22 protein-coding genes are annotated in these 20,445 nt (G+C 62.5%); 7 read left to right on the top strand and 15 right to left on the bottom strand.

Annotated elements, in window-relative coordinates:
• Positions 1-2 precede the first annotated feature (2 nt).
• The 3 genes from EK373_RS14835 to EK373_RS14845 all read left to right on the top strand — a co-directional run bounded on the left by EK373_RS14835 (position 3) and on the right by EK373_RS14845 (position 1,931).
• On the top strand, positions 3-767 hold the full coding sequence (locus EK373_RS14835) for a type III pantothenate kinase (RefSeq protein WP_129644232.1): 765 nt from the start codon (positions 3-5) through the stop codon (positions 765-767).
• Between the two features lie 79 nt (positions 768-846).
• Positions 847-1,152 carry a hypothetical protein gene (locus EK373_RS14840; RefSeq protein ID WP_129644235.1) on the top strand — a complete coding sequence of 102 codons (306 nt, stop codon included), beginning with the start codon at positions 847-849 and terminating at the stop codon, positions 1,150-1,152.
• Between the two features lie 20 nt (positions 1,153-1,172).
• Positions 1,173-1,931 carry an SPOR domain-containing protein gene (locus tag EK373_RS14845; RefSeq protein ID WP_129644238.1) on the top strand — a complete coding sequence of 253 codons (759 nt, stop codon included), beginning with the start codon at positions 1,173-1,175 and terminating at the stop codon, positions 1,929-1,931.
• Here the strand turns inward: EK373_RS14845 and EK373_RS14850 are convergent.
• Genes EK373_RS14850 through EK373_RS14860 form a run of 3 tightly spaced genes read right to left on the bottom strand, consistent with a single transcriptional unit; the run spans position 1,928 to position 5,210 of the window.
• Positions 1,928-2,281, bottom strand: a complete 354-nt coding sequence (locus EK373_RS14850; RefSeq protein ID WP_129644241.1) for a hypothetical protein — start codon at positions 2,279-2,281, stop codon at positions 1,928-1,930. The genes EK373_RS14845 and EK373_RS14850 overlap by 4 nt on opposite strands.
• A 32-nt stretch (positions 2,282-2,313) precedes the next feature.
• On the bottom strand, positions 2,314-4,683 hold the full coding sequence (locus tag EK373_RS14855) for a hybrid sensor histidine kinase/response regulator (protein WP_129644243.1): 2,370 nt from the start codon (positions 4,681-4,683) through the stop codon (positions 2,314-2,316).
• Positions 4,680-5,210 (bottom strand): YfiR family protein, encoded by a 531-nt coding sequence (locus EK373_RS14860; protein WP_129644246.1) that lies wholly within the window; start codon positions 5,208-5,210, stop codon positions 4,680-4,682. Before EK373_RS14860 ends, EK373_RS14855 begins: the two co-directional genes overlap by 4 nt.
• A 297-nt stretch (positions 5,211-5,507) precedes the next feature.
• Between EK373_RS14860 and EK373_RS14865 the strand changes: the two genes are divergently transcribed.
• Positions 5,508-7,517 carry a TonB-dependent receptor plug domain-containing protein gene (locus tag EK373_RS14865; protein ID WP_232831114.1) on the top strand — a complete coding sequence of 670 codons (2,010 nt, stop codon included), beginning with the start codon at positions 5,508-5,510 and terminating at the stop codon, positions 7,515-7,517.
• Here EK373_RS14865 and bluB read toward each other — a convergent pair.
• Positions 7,487-8,173, bottom strand: coding sequence for a 5,6-dimethylbenzimidazole synthase (bluB, locus tag EK373_RS14870; RefSeq protein ID WP_129644252.1), 687 nt, complete (start codon positions 8,171-8,173; stop codon positions 7,487-7,489). The two genes, EK373_RS14865 and bluB, sit on opposite strands and share 31 nt — an antisense overlap.
• Positions 8,170-8,778, bottom strand: coding sequence for an alpha-ketoglutarate-dependent dioxygenase AlkB (locus EK373_RS14875; RefSeq protein WP_198683357.1), 609 nt, complete (start codon positions 8,776-8,778; stop codon positions 8,170-8,172). The genes bluB and EK373_RS14875 overlap by 4 nt, the downstream gene beginning before the upstream one ends.
• Positions 8,779-8,884: 106 nt before the next feature.
• Here EK373_RS14875 and EK373_RS14880 point away from each other — a divergent pair, with 106 nt between their 5' ends.
• The gene (locus tag EK373_RS14880; RefSeq protein ID WP_129644254.1) at positions 8,885-9,067 is read left to right on the top strand and encodes a hypothetical protein; all 183 of its coding nucleotides are present in this window, start codon (positions 8,885-8,887) and stop codon (positions 9,065-9,067) included.
• Positions 9,068-9,091: 24 nt separating this feature from the next.
• Here EK373_RS14880 and EK373_RS14885 read toward each other — a convergent pair whose 3' ends face one another.
• The 3 genes from EK373_RS14885 to EK373_RS14895 form a co-directional block, all read right to left on the bottom strand.
• A complete protein-coding gene (locus tag EK373_RS14885) occupies positions 9,092-9,850 on the bottom strand; it encodes a ferritin-like domain-containing protein (protein ID WP_129644256.1) in 759 nt (252 codons plus the stop codon).
• A 41-nt stretch (positions 9,851-9,891) separates the two neighbouring features.
• Entirely contained in the window at positions 9,892-11,067 is a 1,176-nt protein-coding gene (locus EK373_RS14890; RefSeq protein ID WP_198683358.1) for a hypothetical protein, read from the bottom strand.
• Between the two features lie 72 nt (positions 11,068-11,139).
• Positions 11,140-12,006, bottom strand: coding sequence for an MBL fold metallo-hydrolase (locus EK373_RS14895; protein WP_129645860.1), 867 nt, complete (start codon positions 12,004-12,006; stop codon positions 11,140-11,142).
• A gap of 178 nt (positions 12,007-12,184) precedes the next feature.
• Between EK373_RS14895 and EK373_RS33075 the strand changes: the two genes are divergently transcribed.
• Positions 12,185-12,325 (top strand): hypothetical protein, encoded by a 141-nt coding sequence (locus EK373_RS33075; protein WP_157994377.1) that lies wholly within the window; start codon positions 12,185-12,187, stop codon positions 12,323-12,325.
• 420 nt (positions 12,326-12,745) lie between these two features.
• Positions 12,746-13,741, top strand: a complete 996-nt coding sequence (locus EK373_RS34010; protein ID WP_407676199.1) for a sigma-54 interaction domain-containing protein — start codon at positions 12,746-12,748, stop codon at positions 13,739-13,741.
• 2 nt (positions 13,742-13,743) lie between these two features.
• Here the strand turns inward: EK373_RS34010 and EK373_RS14905 are convergent, their stop codons facing one another.
• The 7 genes from EK373_RS14905 to EK373_RS14935 are packed head-to-tail and all read right to left on the bottom strand — an operon-like array spanning position 13,744 to position 20,412.
• Entirely contained in the window at positions 13,744-14,610 is an 867-nt protein-coding gene (locus EK373_RS14905) for a glycosyltransferase family protein (RefSeq protein ID WP_129644260.1), read from the bottom strand.
• Positions 14,611-14,637: 27 nt separating this feature from the next.
• Complete coding sequence (locus EK373_RS14910) at positions 14,638-15,873, bottom strand: phosphopentomutase (RefSeq protein WP_129644262.1); 1,236 nt, start codon at positions 15,871-15,873, stop codon at positions 14,638-14,640.
• The gene (locus EK373_RS14915) at positions 15,870-16,793 is read right to left on the bottom strand and encodes a glycoside hydrolase 5 family protein (RefSeq protein ID WP_129644264.1); all 924 of its coding nucleotides are present in this window, start codon (positions 16,791-16,793) and stop codon (positions 15,870-15,872) included. Before EK373_RS14915 ends, EK373_RS14910 begins: the two co-directional genes overlap by 4 nt.
• Positions 16,790-17,581, bottom strand: a complete 792-nt coding sequence (locus tag EK373_RS14920; protein WP_129645861.1) for a sugar phosphate nucleotidyltransferase — start codon at positions 17,579-17,581, stop codon at positions 16,790-16,792. The genes EK373_RS14915 and EK373_RS14920 overlap by 4 nt, the downstream gene beginning before the upstream one ends.
• A 2-nt stretch (positions 17,582-17,583) precedes the next feature.
• On the bottom strand, positions 17,584-18,729 hold the full coding sequence (locus EK373_RS14925; RefSeq protein WP_129644266.1) for a CgeB family protein: 1,146 nt from the start codon (positions 18,727-18,729) through the stop codon (positions 17,584-17,586).
• A complete protein-coding gene (locus EK373_RS14930; RefSeq protein WP_129644268.1) occupies positions 18,726-19,325 on the bottom strand; it encodes a histidine phosphatase family protein in 600 nt (199 codons plus the stop codon). The genes EK373_RS14925 and EK373_RS14930 overlap by 4 nt, the downstream gene beginning before the upstream one ends.
• Positions 19,273-20,412, bottom strand: a complete 1,140-nt coding sequence (locus tag EK373_RS14935; protein WP_129644270.1) for an inositol-3-phosphate synthase — start codon at positions 20,410-20,412, stop codon at positions 19,273-19,275. Before EK373_RS14935 ends, EK373_RS14930 begins: the two co-directional genes overlap by 53 nt.
• Between the last annotated feature and the right edge of the window lie 33 nt (positions 20,413-20,445).

A 20,445-nucleotide genomic window follows, 5' to 3' on the forward strand; every position in this document is an offset into this window, starting at 1 on the left:
CGATGCTGCTGCTCATCGACATCGGCAATACACGCATCAAGTGGGCGCGCTTCGATGAACGAGGCATGGGCCCGCAGTCCGCCGCCGTGCACTCGAACTGGACGCCCGATGATTTCGTTCAGCAAATTCTGAGCTCGGGTCCGCGGGCCGAGCGCGTGCTGATCGCCAATGTCGGCGGCAAGCGCATGGCTGAGCTGGCGCAGGCTGCAATCATGTCGACGTGGCGGATCGAGCCTCGATTCGTTCATTCACCGGCTGCGCAGGCGGGCATTCGCAATTCATATCCGGAGCCGGCCAAGCTGGGCGTGGATCGATGGCTGTGCCTGTTGGGTGGGCGAGCGATCGAGCCGCGGCCGCTATGTGTGGTCAGTGTCGGCACGGCCATGACCATCGACGGACTCGACGCGGGCGGCCAGCATCTGGGCGGTGTCATCGTGCCCGGCCCGGAGCTGATGGTGTCCAGCCTGTTGAAGAACACCAGTGACATTGCCCAGCGCGCCGCCGGAGGTCAGGCTCGGGATGCACTGTTTGCCGACAACACCTTAGGTGCGATTCAGCAGGGCGCCATCCAGGCGCTTGCCGCCCTCACCGAGCGTGCGATGGAAACTCTCGAACAGCAGCTGGGCGAGCCGCCAGTGTTGCTGCTCACCGGTGGCGCCGCCGCCCGGCTGCAAGGGGCCATTCGTTCGCCCGGCAGAGAAATTCCCGACCTGGTGCTGCGAGGTCTGGCAGTCGTCGCTCAACTACCTGAAGCATCCGCGGCCTGATCCCCCTCGGGCACGGCGATACCGGAGGTCGTGTATCATCCGGCTCGATCGACGCGGAGAGCAATTTGAGGACGCTGGGATGGCCGAATCGAGATTCCGACGACTGACCGCGGCTTCGGCGCTGCTGGCGCTGGGCTGGTGGCCGCTGTCGGGGCTCGCGGCCGACGTGCAGGCCGGCAAGGCCGCCTCCCAGGCCAAGTGCATCGAATGCCACGAGGCCGACGACTGGGAAGGCGAAAGCGTGGCCTCGCTCGAAAGCCTGATCGGCGATATCGTCGCAGGCAAGGTGAAGCATCGCAAGCCGCTGCAATTGACCCCGGCCGAAGTGGCGGATATTGCCGCCTATTGGGGCCAGAGCAGCCAGAAGGGTAAGAAGCGGCGTTAGCCGCTCGATATAACTACTGCATGCGCGCGTTCTGTCTGCTGTTGCTGCTGGTCAACGCCCTGTATTTCATCTGGTCCCAAGTGATCGATGTGCAGGTCAGCAGCCTCGATCGCGTGCCGATTCGCGTGGCTGCGCCGCCGCCTCGCATCGTGCTCGCAAAGGAAGCGCAGAACGCGCCGGCCGAGCAGCAACAACCCGAAGAAGAGGAAGAGCGGGTCGCCGATCTGCGCGACATCACGCCACCTCAAGTAGCGCCGCTCGAAGCGCCGACCACCGTGCAGCGGCCCCAAACTGCGCCTGAAGATTCGCTGACGTGTAGCAGCGTCGGCCCGTTCGCCGACCTGGGCCAGGCCTCGCAGGCTCAAGCTACTTTGCGCAGCCTGGGATTTTCGCCGCGCCAGCGGGTGGAGCAGGGCGAGCTGTGGACCGGCTATTGGGTCAGCGTTCGCGACCTCGCGACGCGCGAGGCCGCCGAGGATGCGCTGCAGATACTCAACACCAATGGCATCACGGATGTTTATTTGATGCCGGGCTCGGATCCGCCGAACGTGCTGTCGCTGGGCGTGTTCTCCGATTATCAGCGCGCGCAGCGGCGCTCCGAAGAAGTGAAAGCGATCGGCTTGAATCCGCAGATCAGCGATCGCAAGCGCGCCGGCTCGGTGTTCTGGATCGATGTGGATCTGAAAGAGCCTGGCCAGACCATCGATACCAGTGTGTTCCAGGTCGGCCAGAGCCGCATTCTGCGCCTGGAATTGCGCGGCTGCCCGCAGTCGGGCTAATAGCCGCTCTGCTCGCAGCACTCCGCGAGCTGGTCGTCGTCGCTGGCGGAGCGGGCACAAGCGATGCCGGCACGATCGGCGCGCCAGTCGCCCCATTCGGCGTCGCCTCCGCCGAGCAAATCTTTTAATTCCTTGCCGGCGCCGGCCAGATACGCTTCGCTGCCGCTGCAAGAGCGGGCAATCAGGCCGCTGGCCAGGCAGTGCTGTCTCTTATCTGGTAAGTCCGACGGCACCTTCTCTTTCACGACCGCTTCCATACATCCGTAGGAGGATGTCGCCGGCCGCGGCGGGCGGTTGGGAACGGTTGCGCACGCCGCGAGAGCAAACAGCGCCAGTGCAAGAGAGGTCATGCGGATACTCATGATCCGAGTATCCGCAATCGTCAGCGGCCGAGAAAGCTCGCGAGCGTCGACTGTAGCAAGGCTCGATCGATGGGCTTGGACAAATAGCCGTCCATGCCCGCCGCCTTGCACTCATCGTCCGCGCCTTTCATGGCGTGCGCGGTGAGGGCAATGATGGGTGTGCGCTTGCCGTCGTTCTCGACCTTGCGGATCTCACGCGTGGCTTCGTAGCCATCGAGGTCGGGCATCTGGCAATCCATCAGGATCAAATCGTAGTTGCCCGATTGCCAGGCATTGAGGGCGGCCCGTCCCGTGTCGACGACGTCGACTCGGTAGTTGAGCTTTTCGAGCAGTCGCACCGCGACCTTCTGATTCACGATGTTGTCGTCGGCCAGCAGGATGTGAGCTTGCTTGGCGTTGCCAGCTGCCTGCAGCCGTTCGCCGGTAATCATGGGCTGCGATCGCAAGTGCCACACCTCGGGCTGCTGAGCCAGCACGAGCTGCAATGTTTTGATCAGGTCCCGCTGCGTGACCGGCTTCAGCAAGTAGCCGGCGAAACCGAGCTCGGCAAAGTTGCGGCTGTCCTCGCGTTGTCCGGAAGAGGTCAGCAGGATCAGGCGAGTCGCTTTCAACTGCGCATCCGCGATGATCTTGCGGCCCAGTTCGGCGCCGTCGCAGCCGGGCATTTGATAGTCCAGCAAGGCAGCGTCGAACGCACGACCCTTGGCGTGCGCCTCGCGCATCCGCTTGATCGCTTCGTCAGCATTGCTCGCGACGTCCGGCTCGACTCCGCAGATCTCCAGCTGATTCGTCAGCACCTTGCGATTGGTGGCGTTGTCATCGACGATCAACACGCGCTTGCCGCGGATCGCAGTCGTCAGCACCGAGAATGCGCCGGTCACTGGATGGCCCTTCTTGAAGCGCGCGGTAAACCAGAATGTCGAGCCCACGCCTTCGCGGCTCGCAACACCGGCGTCGCCGCCCATCAGGTCGACCAGTCGCCGCACGATCGACAACCCCAGGCCCGTGCCGCCGAAGCGGCGGGTCATGGACGAGTCGACCTGCGTGAACGGCGAGAACAGCGCCTTGATCCGATCGGCGGGAATGCCGATGCCGGTGTCGCGCACCTCGCAGCGAACGAACACGCCATGCGCATCGTTCGAGAGCACACTGAGCGCGAGCGAGACTTCGCCTCGTTCGGTGAACTTCACGGCATTGCCGCCGAGGTTCAACAGGATCTGCCGGACGCGGCCGGCGTCGCCCTGGACCGCCGCGGGCAGATCCGGATCGATCTGCAACGTGACTTCCAGGCCCTTGGCATGCGCTTGCACCGACAGCAGACGGGCCACGTCTTCGAGCGTGTCGCGCAGGTCCATGTCCGCGGCTTCCAATTCGAGCTTGCCGGCTTCGACTTTGGAGAAGTCCAGAATGTCGTTGATCACGGTCAGCAGCGCACTACCGCTGTCCTTGATGGTCTGCACGTAATCGCGCTGAACCGCATCGAGGCGCGTGTCGAGCAGCAGATCGGTCATGCCGAGCACGCCATTCATGGGCGTGCGGATTTCATGACTCATGTTGGCGAGGAATTCGCTTTTCGCTTTGTTGGCCGCGCTCGCGATGGCTGCCGACTCGGTGGCGCGCTTCGTGGCATCGGCCAGGCGGTTGTTGCTGGTTGCAAGCTCGTGCGTACGGGCAGCGACGCGTTGTTCCAATTCATCGCGTGCGCGCAGCAACTCGGCGTCGCGGCCTTCGATCTGCCCCAGCATGTCGTTGAAAGCGACGATCAGTCGGCCGATCTCGTCGTTGTTGTGAACGTGCACGCGCAGACTGTAATCGCGTGAGCGAGTGACGCATTCGGCCGCTCGCGACAAAGCGAGAATAGGCTTGGAGATGAAGCGCTGCATGCGCAGGGCCGCCAGGCTGGCGAATCCCAGCGCGCCGACGATCACCACGGCTAGCAGCATGATGCGTTGGATCATGCCTTTGTTCAGTTCGTCGCGATTGGCCCAGAGGTGGACCGAGCCGATGGTGCCGTCGAGCACGATGTCGGCTTGCACATGGACGAACTGCTCGCGGTCGGCGGCGCCGGTGAGATCGCGGCCGAAGCGGGCCAGTACCCCGCCGTGCGCGTAGTGAATTTCCGCCGCGACGATCGAGGAGTCGGCGCTCAGTGCGGACAACGAACGAGTCGCGGCGTCACGATCGTCGAAGGCTACCGCCGCTTCACTGTCGCGTGCGGTGATATTCGCCTGCGTTTCCAGCCGGCGCCCCATCTCCTGCTGATCGGCGCGATAGTCGGCGATGGTCAGCACCAGACCTGCGAGCAGCAGCGCCATGCCGCTGACCAGGATGGCGAGCAGAGTTAGCTTGCCGCCGATCGGCAGCCGTTCGAACCACTGCTTCACGCTCATCGCGGCCCCCGCTGCACGTCGGCGGCCAGTTTCAACAGATCGGAGCTGATGCGCAGGCCGGCTTGCTGGGCGCTCTGCACGTTGATGGCGAAGCGCAGCCGGTGATTTTCAGTGAACAAGCCGATCATTCCACCGCGGGTGGTGAAGTCCGCGGCGTCGCTGATAGTGAGCACCGCCTGTTTCAAAGGGAGCGGGTAGCCAGCGGCCAAAGAAGCTTCGATATAAAGCGCGTCACACGCATCCGCCGTCTGGCTCTCGTCCATCTTCAGCGCCGCCAACGCGCGCGCACCGACATGCTTGTTCGCGATGCCGGTGTTCAATGCTGTGTAGACACCCTCGCCGCCCACGAAGCAGATCGTCAGGGTATCGGTGGCCTCAGTGCTGGGCCATGCGACGAACTTCACGAAATTGAACACGTAGGCGGCTTTGAACTGATCTTCCCGTTGCGTGGCTGCATCGGCGCGTGCGCTGGCGGCGGTGGCCACCGTAAGCGCAACGAGCATCGCGATGTGCAGAAAGCAATTCATGTGGATCGAAATTTTCGAGCGTTGGTTCGTGCGTCGCTGGCGCACTCAATTCAATTTTCGATGTCGGTCACTCATCAAGGCGCATTGTGCGTGAGTCATCGGCCGCGTGCGCGCGGCGGAGTGCTACTCGGCTCTCACTTTGCTGCATTTGCGAAGCGCCTGCGCGCTACTTAAGGAGAAGTCTTATGAACAGCGCAGCCGGATGCGTCGAAGATCGTACTCATCGAAGCTGGCAAAGCGGTGACGTCGCTGTACTCGCAGTGATTCCGGGTGATGAGGATTAACTTAAGTTATTTCATGCGTGCGTTGCTGAGCGCCGGGGCGGCGACGCTGGCGTCCGCCGGCGCTGTTGCCGACGGCCGCGATCTCGATGCGCTCAGCCTCGAGCAGCTGATGGACATGAACGTTCACGTGGTCTACGGCGCTTCGAAGTACGAGCAGCGCGTGACGCAGGCGCCGTCGTCGATCAGCCTCGTGACCGCCGAGGACATTCGCCGTTTCGGCTACACGGATCTGGTCGACGTTCTGCGCAGCGTTCGGGGTTTGTACGTGACTGACGACCGCAATTACACCTATCTGGGTGTGCGCGGCTTCCTACGGCCCGGCGATTACAACACGCGCGTGCTGGTGCTGATCGATGGCCACCGCCTCAACGACAACGTCTATGACAGCGGCTCGGTGGGGCGCGACTCCATGCTGGATGTGGAGCTGATCGATCGGGTCGAAGTCATTCGCGGCCCGAGCTCATCGCTCTATGGCAGCAGCGCGTTCTTCGGCGTAATCAACGTCATCACCAAGCGTGGGCGCGGTGTCGATGGCGGCGAGCTCGAGGTCGACACAGCCAGCTATGACACCCAGCGGGCGCGCGCGACCTACGGTAAAACGTTCGATAGCGGCGTCGACTGGCTGGTGTCGATGTCGCACTACTCCAGCGATGGCCTGGACTTCTACTATCCCGAGTTCGACCAGCGCATCAGCGCCGATGCGCGGGCAGCAAAGAACGGACTCGCCGCCGGCCGCGACGACGAAAATGCTTCGAAGTTCTTCAGCAGCCTGCGCTATGGCAATTTCGCCGCCTCGCTGTACTTGAGCGATCGTCACAAGCAGATTCCGACCGCGTCGTTCGACACAATATTCGACGATCCGCGCACTATGACGGACGACGCGCGCGGCTACCTGGAACTGAGCTACAACCGTGCGTTGAGCGAGCGCGCAAGTTTGAGTGTTCGTGCGTCGTACGATTCATACCAGTACGAGGGCGACTTCCCAACGGACTACGCATTGCTCGGCGAGGGCGACTACGAAGCGATCGCGCGGGACGAAATGCGGGGTGAGTGGCTCAACAGCGAGGTGCAGCTCACTCTGCTGCCGACGGATCGTTACACCGTCATCATGGGCGCCGAGTATCGCACCAGCTTGCGCGAGTACCAGGCCGCGTACGACGTTATCGAGCCGCGCGTCTACTATATCGACCGGGATGATACGAGCTCGGTGCTCGGCTTGTTCGGCCAGGTGGAAGCGAAGTTGCGCGATGATTTCAGCCTCACCGCAGGCTTGCGCTACGACCACTACGGCCAGACCTTCGGCGGCACTGCCAATCCACGTCTTGCTGCTGTCTACAATCCGTCGCCGAATTCGGCCATCAAGGCGCTGTACGGCGAAGCGTTCCGTGCGCCTAACCCATACGAGGCTCATTACAACCCGGAGCAGGCCAATCGCCCGCCGCTGCGCCCGGAAACGATCGACACCTATGAGCTGGTGTACGAGCATTACTTCAACTCGACGTATCGGTTGAGCTTGTCAGGCTATCAATATCAAATCGACGGCTTGATCACGCTGGTCGAGACCGAGGACGGCGAGCCCTATTTCGATAACCTCGAGGATGTGCAGGCCCGCGGTGTAGAGCTGGAATTGGAAGGCTCTTATAGCAACGGCGCCGTCCTGCGCGGCAGCTGGTCGGTTCAGCGCGCCAAGGACACCGCCACGGGTCTCGAGCTGACGAATTCACCTCGCCAGCTGGGCAAGCTGAGTGCCTCTACACCGATCTTGAACAGCAAGGTCTTTGCGAATCTGGAACTGCAATACAACAGCGAGACGGTGACGCTCGCGCGCACTCACAGCCCTTCCTACTGGATCACGAACTTCACCTTGAACAGCCACGATCGCTGGTCGAAGATGGAGCTGACCGCGGGCATCTACAACGCCTTCGACGAGGAGCGTTTGTTCCCCGGTTCCGAAGAGCACGCGCAGACGCTGCTTCAGCAGCAGGGCCGCACTTACGGCGCGGAAGTCATCGTCAGATTCTGATCGGCGCCGTTGTTCCAGCGGTCGACGAACATCAACTCGCTCAAGGGACGAACTTTGGCCCAGCCGGTCAACTCCAGCATCGGGCTGGGATAGAAAGCTTCGACATGACCGAGGCACAGCACGGCAATCGGCAAGCTGCCATCGGGCATGTGAAGCAGCCGTGCGAGCGCGAGCGGTTCGAATAGCGAGACCCAACCCATGCCGATGCCTTCGGCGCGCGCCGCCAGCCACAAGTTTTGAATGGCGCAGGACACCGAGGCCAGATCCATCTCCGGCAATGTGCGGCGGCCAAAGATATATTGCTCGCGTCCTTCGCAGAGCGCGGCAATCAGCAGCTCGCCGCACTCGAGCACGCCTTGCACCTTCAAGCGCATGAATTCGTCGTGTCGCGAACCGAGCGCCGCCGCGGTCCGATGCCGTTCCTCTTCGACCAAGCGATGAATCTGCTCGCGCAGAGCGCGCTCGGTAATGCGAATGAATCGCCAGGGTTGCATCAATCCGACGCTGGGAGCGCAGTGTGCGGCATTCATCAGCCGCTCCAGAGTTGCGGCATCGATAGCATCGGACTTGAAATGGCGCATGTCGCGCCGCTCGGCGATGGCGCGATAGACAGCGGCGCGCTCGGCATCGCTGAAGCGAAGGACGGACTCAGTCACGGGGCACGGGATCTCTGCTGACGGGATCCCGGAATCTTATCGCTTGCCGTGCGAAAGGTGATCGAATAACGCAATTCCTTGGTCGGCGGCACGTGGTGCTGCCAGCCCCAGCGGGCCTGATCGCGCAGGATGTACGCCGAGCGCGGCGCCAGTTCCAGCGCGAACACCTGCGATTTCTTCTCCGGCGACCAGGGATATGGACGAAAGCGCAGCCGGGCCGTGCCAGCGAGCGAGACGCCCACCACGACTTCGAAGTCCGGTACATCGCGATGCCACCCCAGCGGCGTGCCCGGTTCATATTCCGCAATCAATGCTTGCACGAAGTCTGCCGGGCGCACGCCGGCCCATCCGGCGGCGCGGGTGCGCAAAGGAGTCAGGAATTCCGGAATCGGCGGGGCAGGTCTCGACTGCAGATGAGTGAAGTCATACGAGAAGCCGTACTTCACGGTCCGCCGGCGGGCGGTGTATTGGCGATACTGCGATTCTTTCAACGCGAGCCGTTGGATCTCGGACAGCAGCTGCTGCTCCTCATCGACCGTGATGAAGTCTTCCCGATAGGTCAGCCCGGGTGGCAACGCTGGCGGAAAGATCTCGGCTTGCTTCATGCCGCCATAGTAGGGGCCGCGGCGGGAAAATAAACCACAGCAGGGGCCGGAACACTGTTACCGCAGTGGCGTTGCGCTACAGACAGCCAATGCAACGGAGCAACCCATGAGTTCATCACGCATCACGTCCGTCGGCGGCAATCCGGGCAAGGCCGGACCCAAAGGCGCGTTGGGGTTGCCTGGCGCTCGTAAGAAGCGCGGCCGTAACGAGGACAAGAATGAGCAGCGCAATTTCGTTCAGTTGACCAAGGCGGAGCGCAAGAGAAGCCATCGCGAGGGCAGCAACTGACCGTCGCGATGGCGCTCGCCAGCATCACATCAGCTCGCTCATTTCCTTGCTGAGCTGCGTGTACCAACGCCTGACCTTGGTGAGGTGCTCGCGTTCCTCCTTCAAGGCTTGTTCAAAACGGCGGGCCATGTTTTCCTGACCCATGTCGCGGGCCAGGACGATCAGTCCATCCCAACCCTCATTGTCGATGAGCTCCGCCGCCAGCGCCGCGTGCAGTGATTGAGCGAGCGTGGTGCGTGGATCGCTCGCGGCCTGTAATAAGCCCATGGATTCGACGCCAGCCAGATCGGCACAAGGCGTCTGCGCTGTCGGATCCGCCCCCAATGTTTCCATACACTCCTTGACCATCAGCGCGTGGCGCGCCTCCGCATCACGGATCTCCAACAATTCATCCACGTTGATCTTGTTCAGATCTCCGCTCGGTGCAATGGCTTTCGCGCAGACCGCATCGTAAAGACGTGCGCCGCCGCGCTCGAATGCGAGGCGTTCTGCGAGCTTGTCGATGAATACCTGCGATCGTCGTCCTGTAAGCATTTTTGCGGCGGTCTTCGCCGCCCCTTTGAGTGTTGCCGGCGCAGGTATCGATCCGAGTGGATCGGCAGCAGCGATGTATTCCTGCCGTGCGAGCGCCAGCGCCTGCTCGTCTCCGGGCGAGGATTGGGCGCCCGAGGACTCGTCGTCGAGTAGATCCTCCGTTTGCAGCATTTCCTTGGCGTGCTGGGGTGACATTTGCAGGCCGGTCCGATTGATTCCGAGCCGGGTGGCGTCAGTAGATTGTGGCATGGCGGTCTCCAGGTTCTTTGGCGGACAAGGCGCGATGGACGTCACGCGGCGCGAATGTGAGCTCGAGAGAGCACCTCGGTGCCGGGGCGCCAGACATAGCCGGCAGCAACCGTTTCCGAGGGCGAGCCCTGCGAGTTCATATGATTACGATAGTCGATGGATTCCTGCGGCTCTTCCTCGAGGCCGACGATGTCGGCGCCCTTGGCGCGCAGATCGACTTCGCTGGCAAGCGTCGCGCGCACGAACTCACGCTGGCTTTCGAACTTGATTGGCTCGGGTAGGCGCTCACCGACGATTTCCTGCGGGTCGCGGCGCTCGTGTTTCTGGAACAACCCGCTCACCAAGTGAAAATGTCCCAGCTCGTAATTGAGCATGCGCTCCCAGAGGGACTTCAGGCGCGGATTGGCTTCCTGTTGCAGGCAACTGTAGTAGGTGTACGCCTCCATCGCCTCGTGCATCAGCCAGTTCTCCAGCAGTGACTGGGAGGGATCGAGCAGCGATTCGTACTGGGTTACGTGCTGTTCCTCGATCGATGCGATCTCCGCATAGAGTTGCCGCGCGACCGGGTCAGCGAACAGCGGACCGATGTTCATGTAGTAGTCGTGCGTCTGATGTTCGGCGGCGGTGAGCGTCAGCGCATTCAATTTCGTCAGGGGCGCCGCGGTGTTGCGATCGAACGGGCGGCGCAGGTCGTTTTCCGGGGAGCGATGCTCCACGACGGTCGGGCGGCCCGGCAGCACGTCGGTATAGCTCTGCAGGATGTTGTTCGAATCCTTGCCTTCGAGCCGATCGAGCAACGCGGAGTAACGGTACATATGATCGAAGTCTTCGAGCAGGCCGAATCGATAAACCTGCGCGAGATACGGATCGGGCTCGTTCTGCGCCAGTGCTGCCGTGACTTCGATGGCCACCTGCTCATAGCCGATGGTTGTTTCCAACGGCGAATGATCGGCGCCGAGCAGCCAGTTCACCATGGTTGCCTGGTGCTGTTCGACGCGCCGGATTTCCGCGAGCGGTCTGCGCAGCTCCAGGTTAAAGCGCGCCGCCGCGTGCGAGAAACGTAGCGCCTCGCTTTCGATGCCGTTCATCAGGATGACCCGGACGCGAGAAAATGCGTCGTCGTCGAGCTTACTGATCGGCTTGCCGGCGAGCTCGCGCCAGGTGAAGCGTTGCTGATTCAGCGGTGTACCGCGATCCTCGAACAGTGACAGGGTCATGATGGCTCCTCCGGCTAATGAGAATACGGAACCGCTGGCTGGCGGCCGGGTTCCAAGCAACATTCACTGAGCTCACGCGCGCACTGGACGGGCGGGCAATGCGCCGCTGGCGCGATGCACCGTGCCTTCGAACTCAACCACGTCGTGCGAGCTGACAATCCGTACGGCCTTCGCATGCTTGCGCTTCAAATCGCGCAGCCGTTGCTGATTGTGCAAACGGGCCGGACGATCCTGTTCCATCATCCATTGATAGAAACGCAGGCCCGGCGTGCAGCGGGGGCGCTCGACATCCATCTCCGCGTGATAGAAATAGGCGTCGCCGGCCTGCAGAACCCAGCTGCCTCCGGTTCGTTCGACGGCGACGCCGGCGTGGCCCAGCGTATGACCCACGAGCGGCACCAGCAATATTTCCGGAGGCACGCCCTGCAGTTCACGCACGCACTCGAAGTCATACCATCGCTCGCCGCTCAGCGCCGGATAGATCACCCATTGATCTCGCCTCGACCACTGCTGGGGTCGATAGCGCATCCGATCGAGCATCGTGCGCTGTGCCTCCGCAACTTCGCGTTCTTTGCTCATCATGTGCACGCGTGCGTGAGGAAAATCATCCAGCCCGCCCGCATGATCGAAATCCAGGTGGGTGAGCACGATGTGCCGGACGTCGCGCGGGTCGTAGCCAAGTGCCGCGATTTGCCGGATGGCGGTGAACTCCTCGCGAAAGTCCGGTGAGAGCAGCGTCAGGAAAAAGCGGCTGAGCCGTGAGCGCGGATCTGCGACGTCCCGGAGGCCGAAGCCAGTGTCGATGAGAACCAGCGTGTTGTTTGCTTCCACGAGCAGGCAGTGACACGCCAGCCGACCGCGCAGGCTGGTCGAATGCCCATCCATGAGCGCGCCGCCTAGAGGACAGGTTGAGATGCAATTCAGATGATGGATGCGCATGGCTGTGCCTTCCGGGACCCGTGCCCGCATGTGCAATGCCGAGCGCAGACAAACGTTCCGTCGCTTGTGAAACGCTCGATCGAAACTAACAAAGGTTAATGCGGCTCGCTTCGCCTTGCTGGCATCTGAAGATTGCCTCGCACGCGAGTAGAAATGAAATCTCGGCCCGAGCGCGAGCTTGCTCGCGGTCGCCGCGTTGATGATCGATTACGTGCTCAACGACGCGACCGAGTTCTCGCTGGGCGTCGGCGGGCTGGTGTCGGCGATTCCAGCGCTGCATCCGTACATGGTCTGCGCGATGGCTGGCGTAGGAATGTAGCCGAACCCTGTCATGCTGCCGGCCGCGACGCGCTGCTGCTGTTTATCTTGCGAGCACAGTGCCGAGCGATTCACGCGCCCATCAGTGAAGTTGTCTCGCGAGTTACAGGCGGAACATCCCGGGCGGGCCATCTGCATTGATTCCGGAGTTGATCAAGCGGCGTTGATACCAGTGTTTGCTATACACGCAGGCGAGCGAAGCATCTGCGGCGCGACTCGCTGTCTGGCTGTCATCGATATTCCTTGGTCTGGACGAAGCGCCGGCACGGGAACCGGGCTTGAGTTGCGCATCTTATGTGAATGCAGAGCACGGCCATACAGGATAGTGTGTTTGTGCGCTCGCGTCAGCGAATCCCGCCGAAGCAAGATCCGAGATGGAGTCATTGTGAGCATCAATGTTCCCGCTGCCGATTGCTGGTCCGTGCCTCGAACGCTTCGAGCCGGTAATGCGCAGCGCGGGTCGCGGGCTGGAGGGTTGGGCCGTCTGCTCGGCGAATGCGCGCCGATGACGGAGTTGTTTCATCGCTTGCAGCGAGTGGCGCCTACCGGAGTCAGTGTGCTGCTCACCGGAGAGAGCGGCACTGGCAAAGAACTGGTCGCGGAGACCATACATTCCCTGAGTGCCGGTCGCGAAGAGCCGTTCGTAGCAGTGAACTGCGGGGCCATTCCTGCGACCCTGGTGGAAGCCGAGCTGTTCGGTTACGAGCGCGGCAGTTTCACCGGGGCGGTTCGCTCGCAAGCAGGTTATTTCGAGCGCGCCGGCCGTGGCACGTTGTTTCTGGATGAAGCAGGCGAGATGCCGCCCGAGATGCAAGTGAAGCTGCTGCGTGCGCTGGAGTCGCGACGTTTCTATCGAGTGGGCGGCGAGCGAGACATTCCATTGCAAGCCAGAGTGATCGCGGCGACCAATCGGCCGCTCTCCGATGCGTTGGCCGAGAACCGCTTCCGGGCCGATTTGTTATATCGGCTCGCGGTATTCCACTTGCACATCCCGCCGCTGCGCCGGCGCGGCGAGGACGTGTATCTGCTGGCGCAATGTTTTCTGGATCGTCTCAACGAAGCCGAAGACTCGAACAAGGGTTTCTCGGTCGACTCGATGCGATATCTGCAGGAGCACAGCTGGCCCGGCAATGTTCGTGAGTTGTACAACACCGTGCAACGCGCGTTCATTCTCGCCGATGACGACGTCGATCTGCGAGGCGCGTCGGAATACGGCGCCGATATCGCCGAGCCCAGTGTAGCGGCGGACTGCGCGGTGACTTTTCGGCAAGGCATGTCGCTCTCTGCCGTCGAGCGCGTGGTGATCGAGGAAACGCTGCGACGCTGCTCTGGAAACAAGACGCGGACCGCGGCCGTGCTCGGCATCAGCGTCAAGACACTTTATAACAAGCTCAACGAGTATCGCGCGCTCGCTTGACCTCAATGCAGCTGCTCGGCCAGCTCGTGGTGCACCTGTTCGATGACAGTGGTCCAGTCGCCGGCGCTGGGCTGACGAAACAGCCGCATCGTGGGATACCACGGCGAGTCGTCGCGGCCGAGCATCCAACGCCAGTCGGGTGCGTAAGGTAGGAGCAGCCATACTGGCAGCCCGAGTGCGCCGGCCAGGTGCGCAGTCATCGTATCCACTGTAATGATGAGATCGAGCAGTTGCATGCGGGCGGCCATTTCCACGATGTCGCGAGAAGCGATCGGCGCAGCCGGCAGCGCACAGGTGGCCGGTGGAAATTGCAGGCTGAACCAGCGTACATCGCTCAGTTTCGTCCAGCGACGCAGCTCGGTCGCGCTCAGCGATCGTTTCGGATCCCATTCACCGGCCGACCAGCACACACCGATGCGCCGGCGCAGCGATGCCCGTTTTGCCGCGGAACCCGGTACATATATATAAGGCATGGGGCCGGGCAGTTCGTCCACATCCAACCGCAATGCATGCGGCAGTTCCATGATCTCGATATCCACATCGTAGTCGAGCCCCGGATCGCCTTCGTGCAGCGGCAGGATCCGATCGATGCCGCGCACGGTTTGTAGCAGCTTCACCAGCGAGGGTTGCACCCACAGCGTGACTTCGGCAGCGCGCAGTCGAGGATGCGCCAGCAGGCGCACGAACTGAAGCGTATCGCCGAGCCCGTGATAACAGCGGACGAAGACGCGTCGGCCGGCTAGCGGCTCGCCGTTCCAGACGAATTGCTCATGCCTGGGCAGATGGCTGCAGATCTCGCCACGTCGGACGCGCTCTCGCAGGACGGCGTCGCTGATGGCCCAGGCCGAACCGAAATCGCCTCGGTTCATTGCTTCGATCCATGCATCCACGGCCGCCTACCATAAGAATGAATGGCCATGGTCGCCTGTGGCCAGGCCAAGGTGCCGCGCGACCGTGGCGCCCATGTCCGCAAAGCTGGCGAGCTGGCCCAATGCATGAGGCCTGGCGCCGCCGTGTTTGAAGTTCGGGCCAAACGCGAGCACCGGTACGCACTCGCGGGTGTGGTCGGAGCCGCTCCAGGTCGGATCGCAGCCGTGATCGCCGGTGACGATGGCCAGGTCGCCGTTGCACAGCTGCTGCAGAAACTCGGGCAGGCGTGCATCGAATGCTTCCAATGCTGCTGCGTAACCCGGTACGTCGCGCCGGTGACCGTACAAGGTGTCGAAGTCGACCAGGTTGACGAACATCAGTCCGCCGTCCGAAAAATGCCTCATCGCATCGAGTGCTTGATCGAGCACTGCGTCGTTGTCCTTGCCCTTCAGCTCGCGTCCGGTCGCCGTGTGACAGAACAGATCGCCGATCTTACCGACCGATATCACTTCGCGTTGGGCGTCCCGGGCGCGGCTCAGCAGAGTTGGGAAGGGCGGCGGCACGCCATAGTCGCGTCGATTCGCAGTTCGCTGATAGCCGGAATGGGTCGTCACGAACGGCCGCGCAATCACTCTGCCGACGCGCATTTCGTCGAGCAGCTCGCGCGCAATCCTGCAGGTCTGGTGCAGACGCTCCAGTCCGAAGTGCTGCTCGTGAGCTGCGATTTGAAACACGCTGTCGGCAGAGGTGTAGCAGATCGGCCAGCCGGTGCGCACATGTTCGTCGCCGAGCTCGTCGATGATCTGGGTGCCGGACGCGTGTTTATTCCCCAGCACGCCGTCGAAGCCGCCGCGCTCACACAGTTTGTCCGTCAGCGATCGTGGGAAGCACGGCTCAGTGCGCGGGAAATAACCCCATTCGAAATCGACGGGACTGCCGGCGATCTCCCAATGGCCGGATTGCGAATCTTTGCCGGTCGACACTTCGGCCGCGGCGCCTGCATAGCCGTGCCGCCACGCGGATGTGTTCAGGCTTGGGGATACGATGCCCGTCGCCGCTCGACAACATTCGCCGATACCGAGGGCAGCGAGATTGGGCAGGTACAAGGGGCCCGATCTGATGCCGCTGCGATCGGCATCGCCCTCGGCGCACCGTTGCGCGATGTGACCCAACGTATCAGAGCCGACATCGCCGTAACGATCGGCGTCCGGTGCTCCGCCCACACCGAGCGAGTCGAGCACAATGATGAATGCACGGGTCATGCGACGGCCACTCTGTTTGTTGAGCGTGCTTCGCTCGGTGCGTAACGCTCGATCATCGACGCGCAGAACTCGGCGAATCGCTCCGGCTCGCGCGGCGCGCTGGTGTGATGGGGCAGGATGCCCAGGTGCTCGGGCGTGAAGCAGAATGTCACGGTGACGTCGAAGTCCTGCAGCGCGGCCATCTGCCGATCGAACCACGCGAGCGCGTTCGGCCGGAAGCTGTCGGCCCATGAGAGGCCGGTACGCAGATGACGCACGCCGAGACGTTTCAGCCAGGTCACTGCATCATCGAGCCGAGGGTCTTCGAAATGGAACCACTGACAGATACCCATCGCAGGCGTGTGCTGCCCGAATCTTTCCAACGCCTGCTTGGGAGTGCCGTCCTCACGCAGCAAGCCCATATAGAAATGTCGGTAATAGGACGAGCCTTCGGCTTCGCGATGCCGCGTCGTTGCGGGCCAGGCGCGTGGTAAGTCGTAAAGGCTGTACCACTGAATGCGCGGCGCTTTGCCCACGAGTAGCGCGGCGGTTCGATCCACGCCCCACGCTTGCACTTCTTCGGCGCCGAAGCTCGAAACGCCGACCTCCGTGACCCAAACAGGCAGATGCGTTGCTGCCTGAACTTCCGCGATCTTCTGCGGCCATTCATCGATGCACCATAGATTCCAGTCGAGCGGAAAGCCGTGGACTGCGACTACATCGACATGCTCGAGCACACCGCGTCCGGCGAGGTTCTGCAGAAAGCCCGGATCGATCGGCGACATGCCGCCGAGCACCCGGGGCAGGCGAGAATTGGTCGAGCGAATGGCCCGACCTGCGAGGCAGGCCATCTGTGCGAACTGCGCCCAACCGGGATCGACCTCCGGATCCCAGTGCGACTTGTTATTCGGCTCATTCCAGATCATCGCGGCTTCGATCATGTGCGCACCTCGATACGAGCGGCTTCACGCGCGACTGGGGTCGGCATGGCGGCCGAACCTGGCGGCGTTTCGCCGAGCATCAGCATCGCGGCTCTATAGCCCTGCAACGTGCCGACATCGACGTAAGCCTCGCCGGCTTTGATGCCGAGTGCTTCACCGCCGCCCGCCAGGTAGGCATTGATCAACGTTCCAAAGAACTCATCGCTTCGATTGCGCCGTTGCCAGAGCTCGTGCAGCTCGTGCAGGACCGCACCCGGCATCTTGAACGCGCCCCAGATCCAGTGCGTGCCGGGATCCGGCTGTTTGACGCGGATCTCGACCACGTGCAGCTGATCGTCCGCCAGCATGACCGCGTCGAATTGCTCCGGCCGTTCTACAGGAAACAGCAGGAACGACAGCTTGTCGTCAGGCAATGCGGCGAGGCCGTGATCTGGAAACCAGATGGTGTCCGGCAAGCCGATAGCGACAGTATCGGTCGGCGCCACGAGAGCGCGCGCACGGAACACGGCATCGCATAGCCCGGCAGGCTGCGGTTGCACGACGTAAGCAAGGTCGGCGCCGCCGAAGTGGCCACCGAAGTACTCCAGAATGTCGGACTTGCCCGCCCCGATGACGAAACAGATCTTGTCGGCGCCGCCTCGGATCATCCGCTCCAGCAGATATTCGCTGACCGCACAAGGCCGCTGCGTGTCGTTCAACATGCGCGAGCCGACTGGCAGCAGTTCCTTCGAGAAGGCCAGTGGTTGAATGCGACTGCCGCGCCCGGCTGCAGGAACGATGCCCCACATGGTCATGGCCTCGCGTCGAAGGTCTGGCCGTAGCTTTGTGCTGACCCCTGCATGGCTTGCGGATGAAATGGCGAGCGAACCTCTTCCAGGTAGTGAATCAGCTGCTTCGCGCGATGCAGGCTGGTGTGCTCATCCAAAGTGCGCTCGCGTGCGGCGCCTCCGATCGCCTGTAGCTCCGCATCGCTCATATCCAGCGCCGCCAGCGTGTCGTCGGCGGTGCGCGCCACCAGCACCTGCTCGCCCGGGGTATAGAAGTCATCCAGGCCGCACCATTCGTCCGAGAGCACCGCGGCTCCACAGGCCGCGGCCTCGAACAATCGGCCCGACGGACACCAGCCCATGCGAGCCATCGGCTCGCGCGTGACGTTCAATGTCAGGCGCGAGGACGAGAAGAACGCCGAATGTTCCTGCGGCGGCAGGTGGTAGACGAAATAGACGTTGTTGCTCCAGGGAAAGTGCTCTGGATACTGCGCGCCGCCGATCAGGAACTTGTCGCGGGGTCGCAGCCGCGCCGGGGCGACGAACAATTCTTCGAGCATGACCTGCCGGTCGGCCGAGTAGGTGCCCAGCCACGACAACATTGCCCGATAGCGCTCCACCGGAGCGACCGGATGATGGACGTCCGGATCGACATGACCGTACAACGCACGGACGTGCTGTGCGCACAGGTCGCTTCGCAATGCCTCCAGCGCGGCGCCGCCGGTGTAGCTCAGTACCAAATCGAAATCGCCGAGACCACGCCAGGGGAGGTAAGGGACTTGCTTGCCGGCGCGCAACGCGTCCAACGTGATCGGCGTGTCGAGGTCGTAGAACACTGCGAGCGGATGCTGGGCGTCGAGGATGGTGTCGGTCGCGGCCTGCGCGTCGAAGCAGTACGACGAGACGACCGCCGTGTCGCACTCAGCAAGCTCGCGACGGGCACGACCTTCGATGGTAGACCAGTCCGAGTACAGCACGAGCTTGCTATCGCCCAGGGCAGGCGGCAGCGAGGGCCAGTCGCGACTGGCGGCGTAGTAGGGCACGTCGCGCTCGAAGAACACGAATTCGTGTCCGAGATTTGCCAATGCCTTGCACAGGCCACGCCACAGCGTGGCATGGCCGTTGCCCCACGAGGAACTGATGGTCAGACCGAAGATCGCGATTTTCATAAAGATGCCCGCTGGTTGATGGCATCGATGCGTGGGCCCCACTCGCTCAGGTGCACGCGGCTGATCGACGCAGGACTGATCGCCAATCGCTGATACGCACCGATTGGCGCTTGCAGCCAGTACAGGAGCGCGGCACGAATCACTTCCGCGTGCGTCACCAGGATCATCGGCCGACCGGGAAAAGCCTCACTCAGTCGGTGCAGATGGCGCAGCACTCGTGCCTGCACGTCCCTGATCCGCTCGCCCGCCGGCGTGGCGGCGCTGTCGCGCTGCTCGTTCCATCGCCGCCAGGCGGGATCCCGGGCGAGCTCGTCGAATGTTTGTCCCGACCAGTGGCCAAAGTCCAGTTCGTCGATATCGCAAGCCGTCACGAGCTCGCACTGACTGCGCGCTGCAATCGCCGCCGCAGTTTGTTGAGCGCGACGTCGCGGGCTCACCACAAGCAATGTTTCCGAAGTTGGCGCGAGCACGCATGCCATTGCTTCTGCTTCCCGGACTCCGATGGCGGCGAGCGGCGCGTCGATCGTGCGTCCGAGCAACATCTCATCCATGCGCTCGCACGTGGCGTGGCGCACGAACACGAGATCGTTGGTCATGAGCTTGATCCTGAGTGGCCTTGCCGGCGATGAAGTCGAGCGTCAGCTGGCGCGCAACATGATCGGTGAACTGCTGAGGCGGCGATTTCATGAAATAGCTCGACGGCCCCGTCAGTGCGCCGCCTACGCGGCGATCCAGCGCAAGCTGCGCACAGCGCACGGCGTCGATCACCACGCCCGCGGAGTTCGGCGAGTCCCACACTTCGAGCTTCAACTCGATATTCAGCGGCGAGCCGCCGAATGCCGTGCCTTCCATACGAATGTAGGCCCACTTCCTATCGCTCAACCACTCGACATGGTCGCTCGGGCCGACATGGATGTTGTCCGGCGCCACGTCGATCTGACTGGTGACCGAGCGTGTCTTGGACAGCTTCTTCGACACCAGCCGCTCCCGCTCCAGCATGTTCTTGAAGTCGGCGTTGCCGCCGAAGTTGAGCTGATAGGTGTGATCCAGGCTCACGCCGCGCTCGCGGAACAAATTGGCCAGCGCACGGTGCACGATGGTCGCGCCGACCTGGCTCTTGATGTCATCGCCGACCAGGGGCAGGCGCGCCACTTCGAAACGGCGCCGCCAGTCGGCGTCCGATGCGATGAACACTGGAATGCAATTGACGAACGCGCATCCGGCTTCGAGCGCGCGCAACGCATACCATTCGGTCGCACGCTGCGAGCCGACGGGAAGATAAGAGACCAGGATCTGCGTACCGCTGTCCCGCAGGATCTTTACAACATCGGCTTCCGCTGCCTCCGACTCGATCAGCTCGTCTTCCAGATAGATGCCGATGCCGTCGAGTGTGCGGCCTCGCGCGACCTTGACGCCCAACGCAGGCAGCGGAGCGAATACGCGCGTGTTGTTGGGCGGGGCGAGCAACGCTTCGGAGAGGTCTTTGCCGACTTTGGGTGCGGTGATATCGAATGCCGAAGTAATTCGGATGTCACGCACGTGGTACGGGCCGACCCTTGCGTGCATCAAACCGGGAATGACCGCGTCATCGTCGGCATCGTGGTAGTAGTGCAAGCCTTGCACGAAGGATGATGCGCAGTTGCCGGCGCCGACGATGCCAACATTCACTGTCTCAGCGTTCAATGCCGTCTCCCGCGAAGTGAGCCTGTCGCGAAC

This window comes from Peristeroidobacter agariperforans (assembly GCF_004138335.1).
Lineage (GTDB): Bacteria > Pseudomonadota > Gammaproteobacteria > Steroidobacterales > Steroidobacteraceae > Steroidobacter > Steroidobacter agariperforans.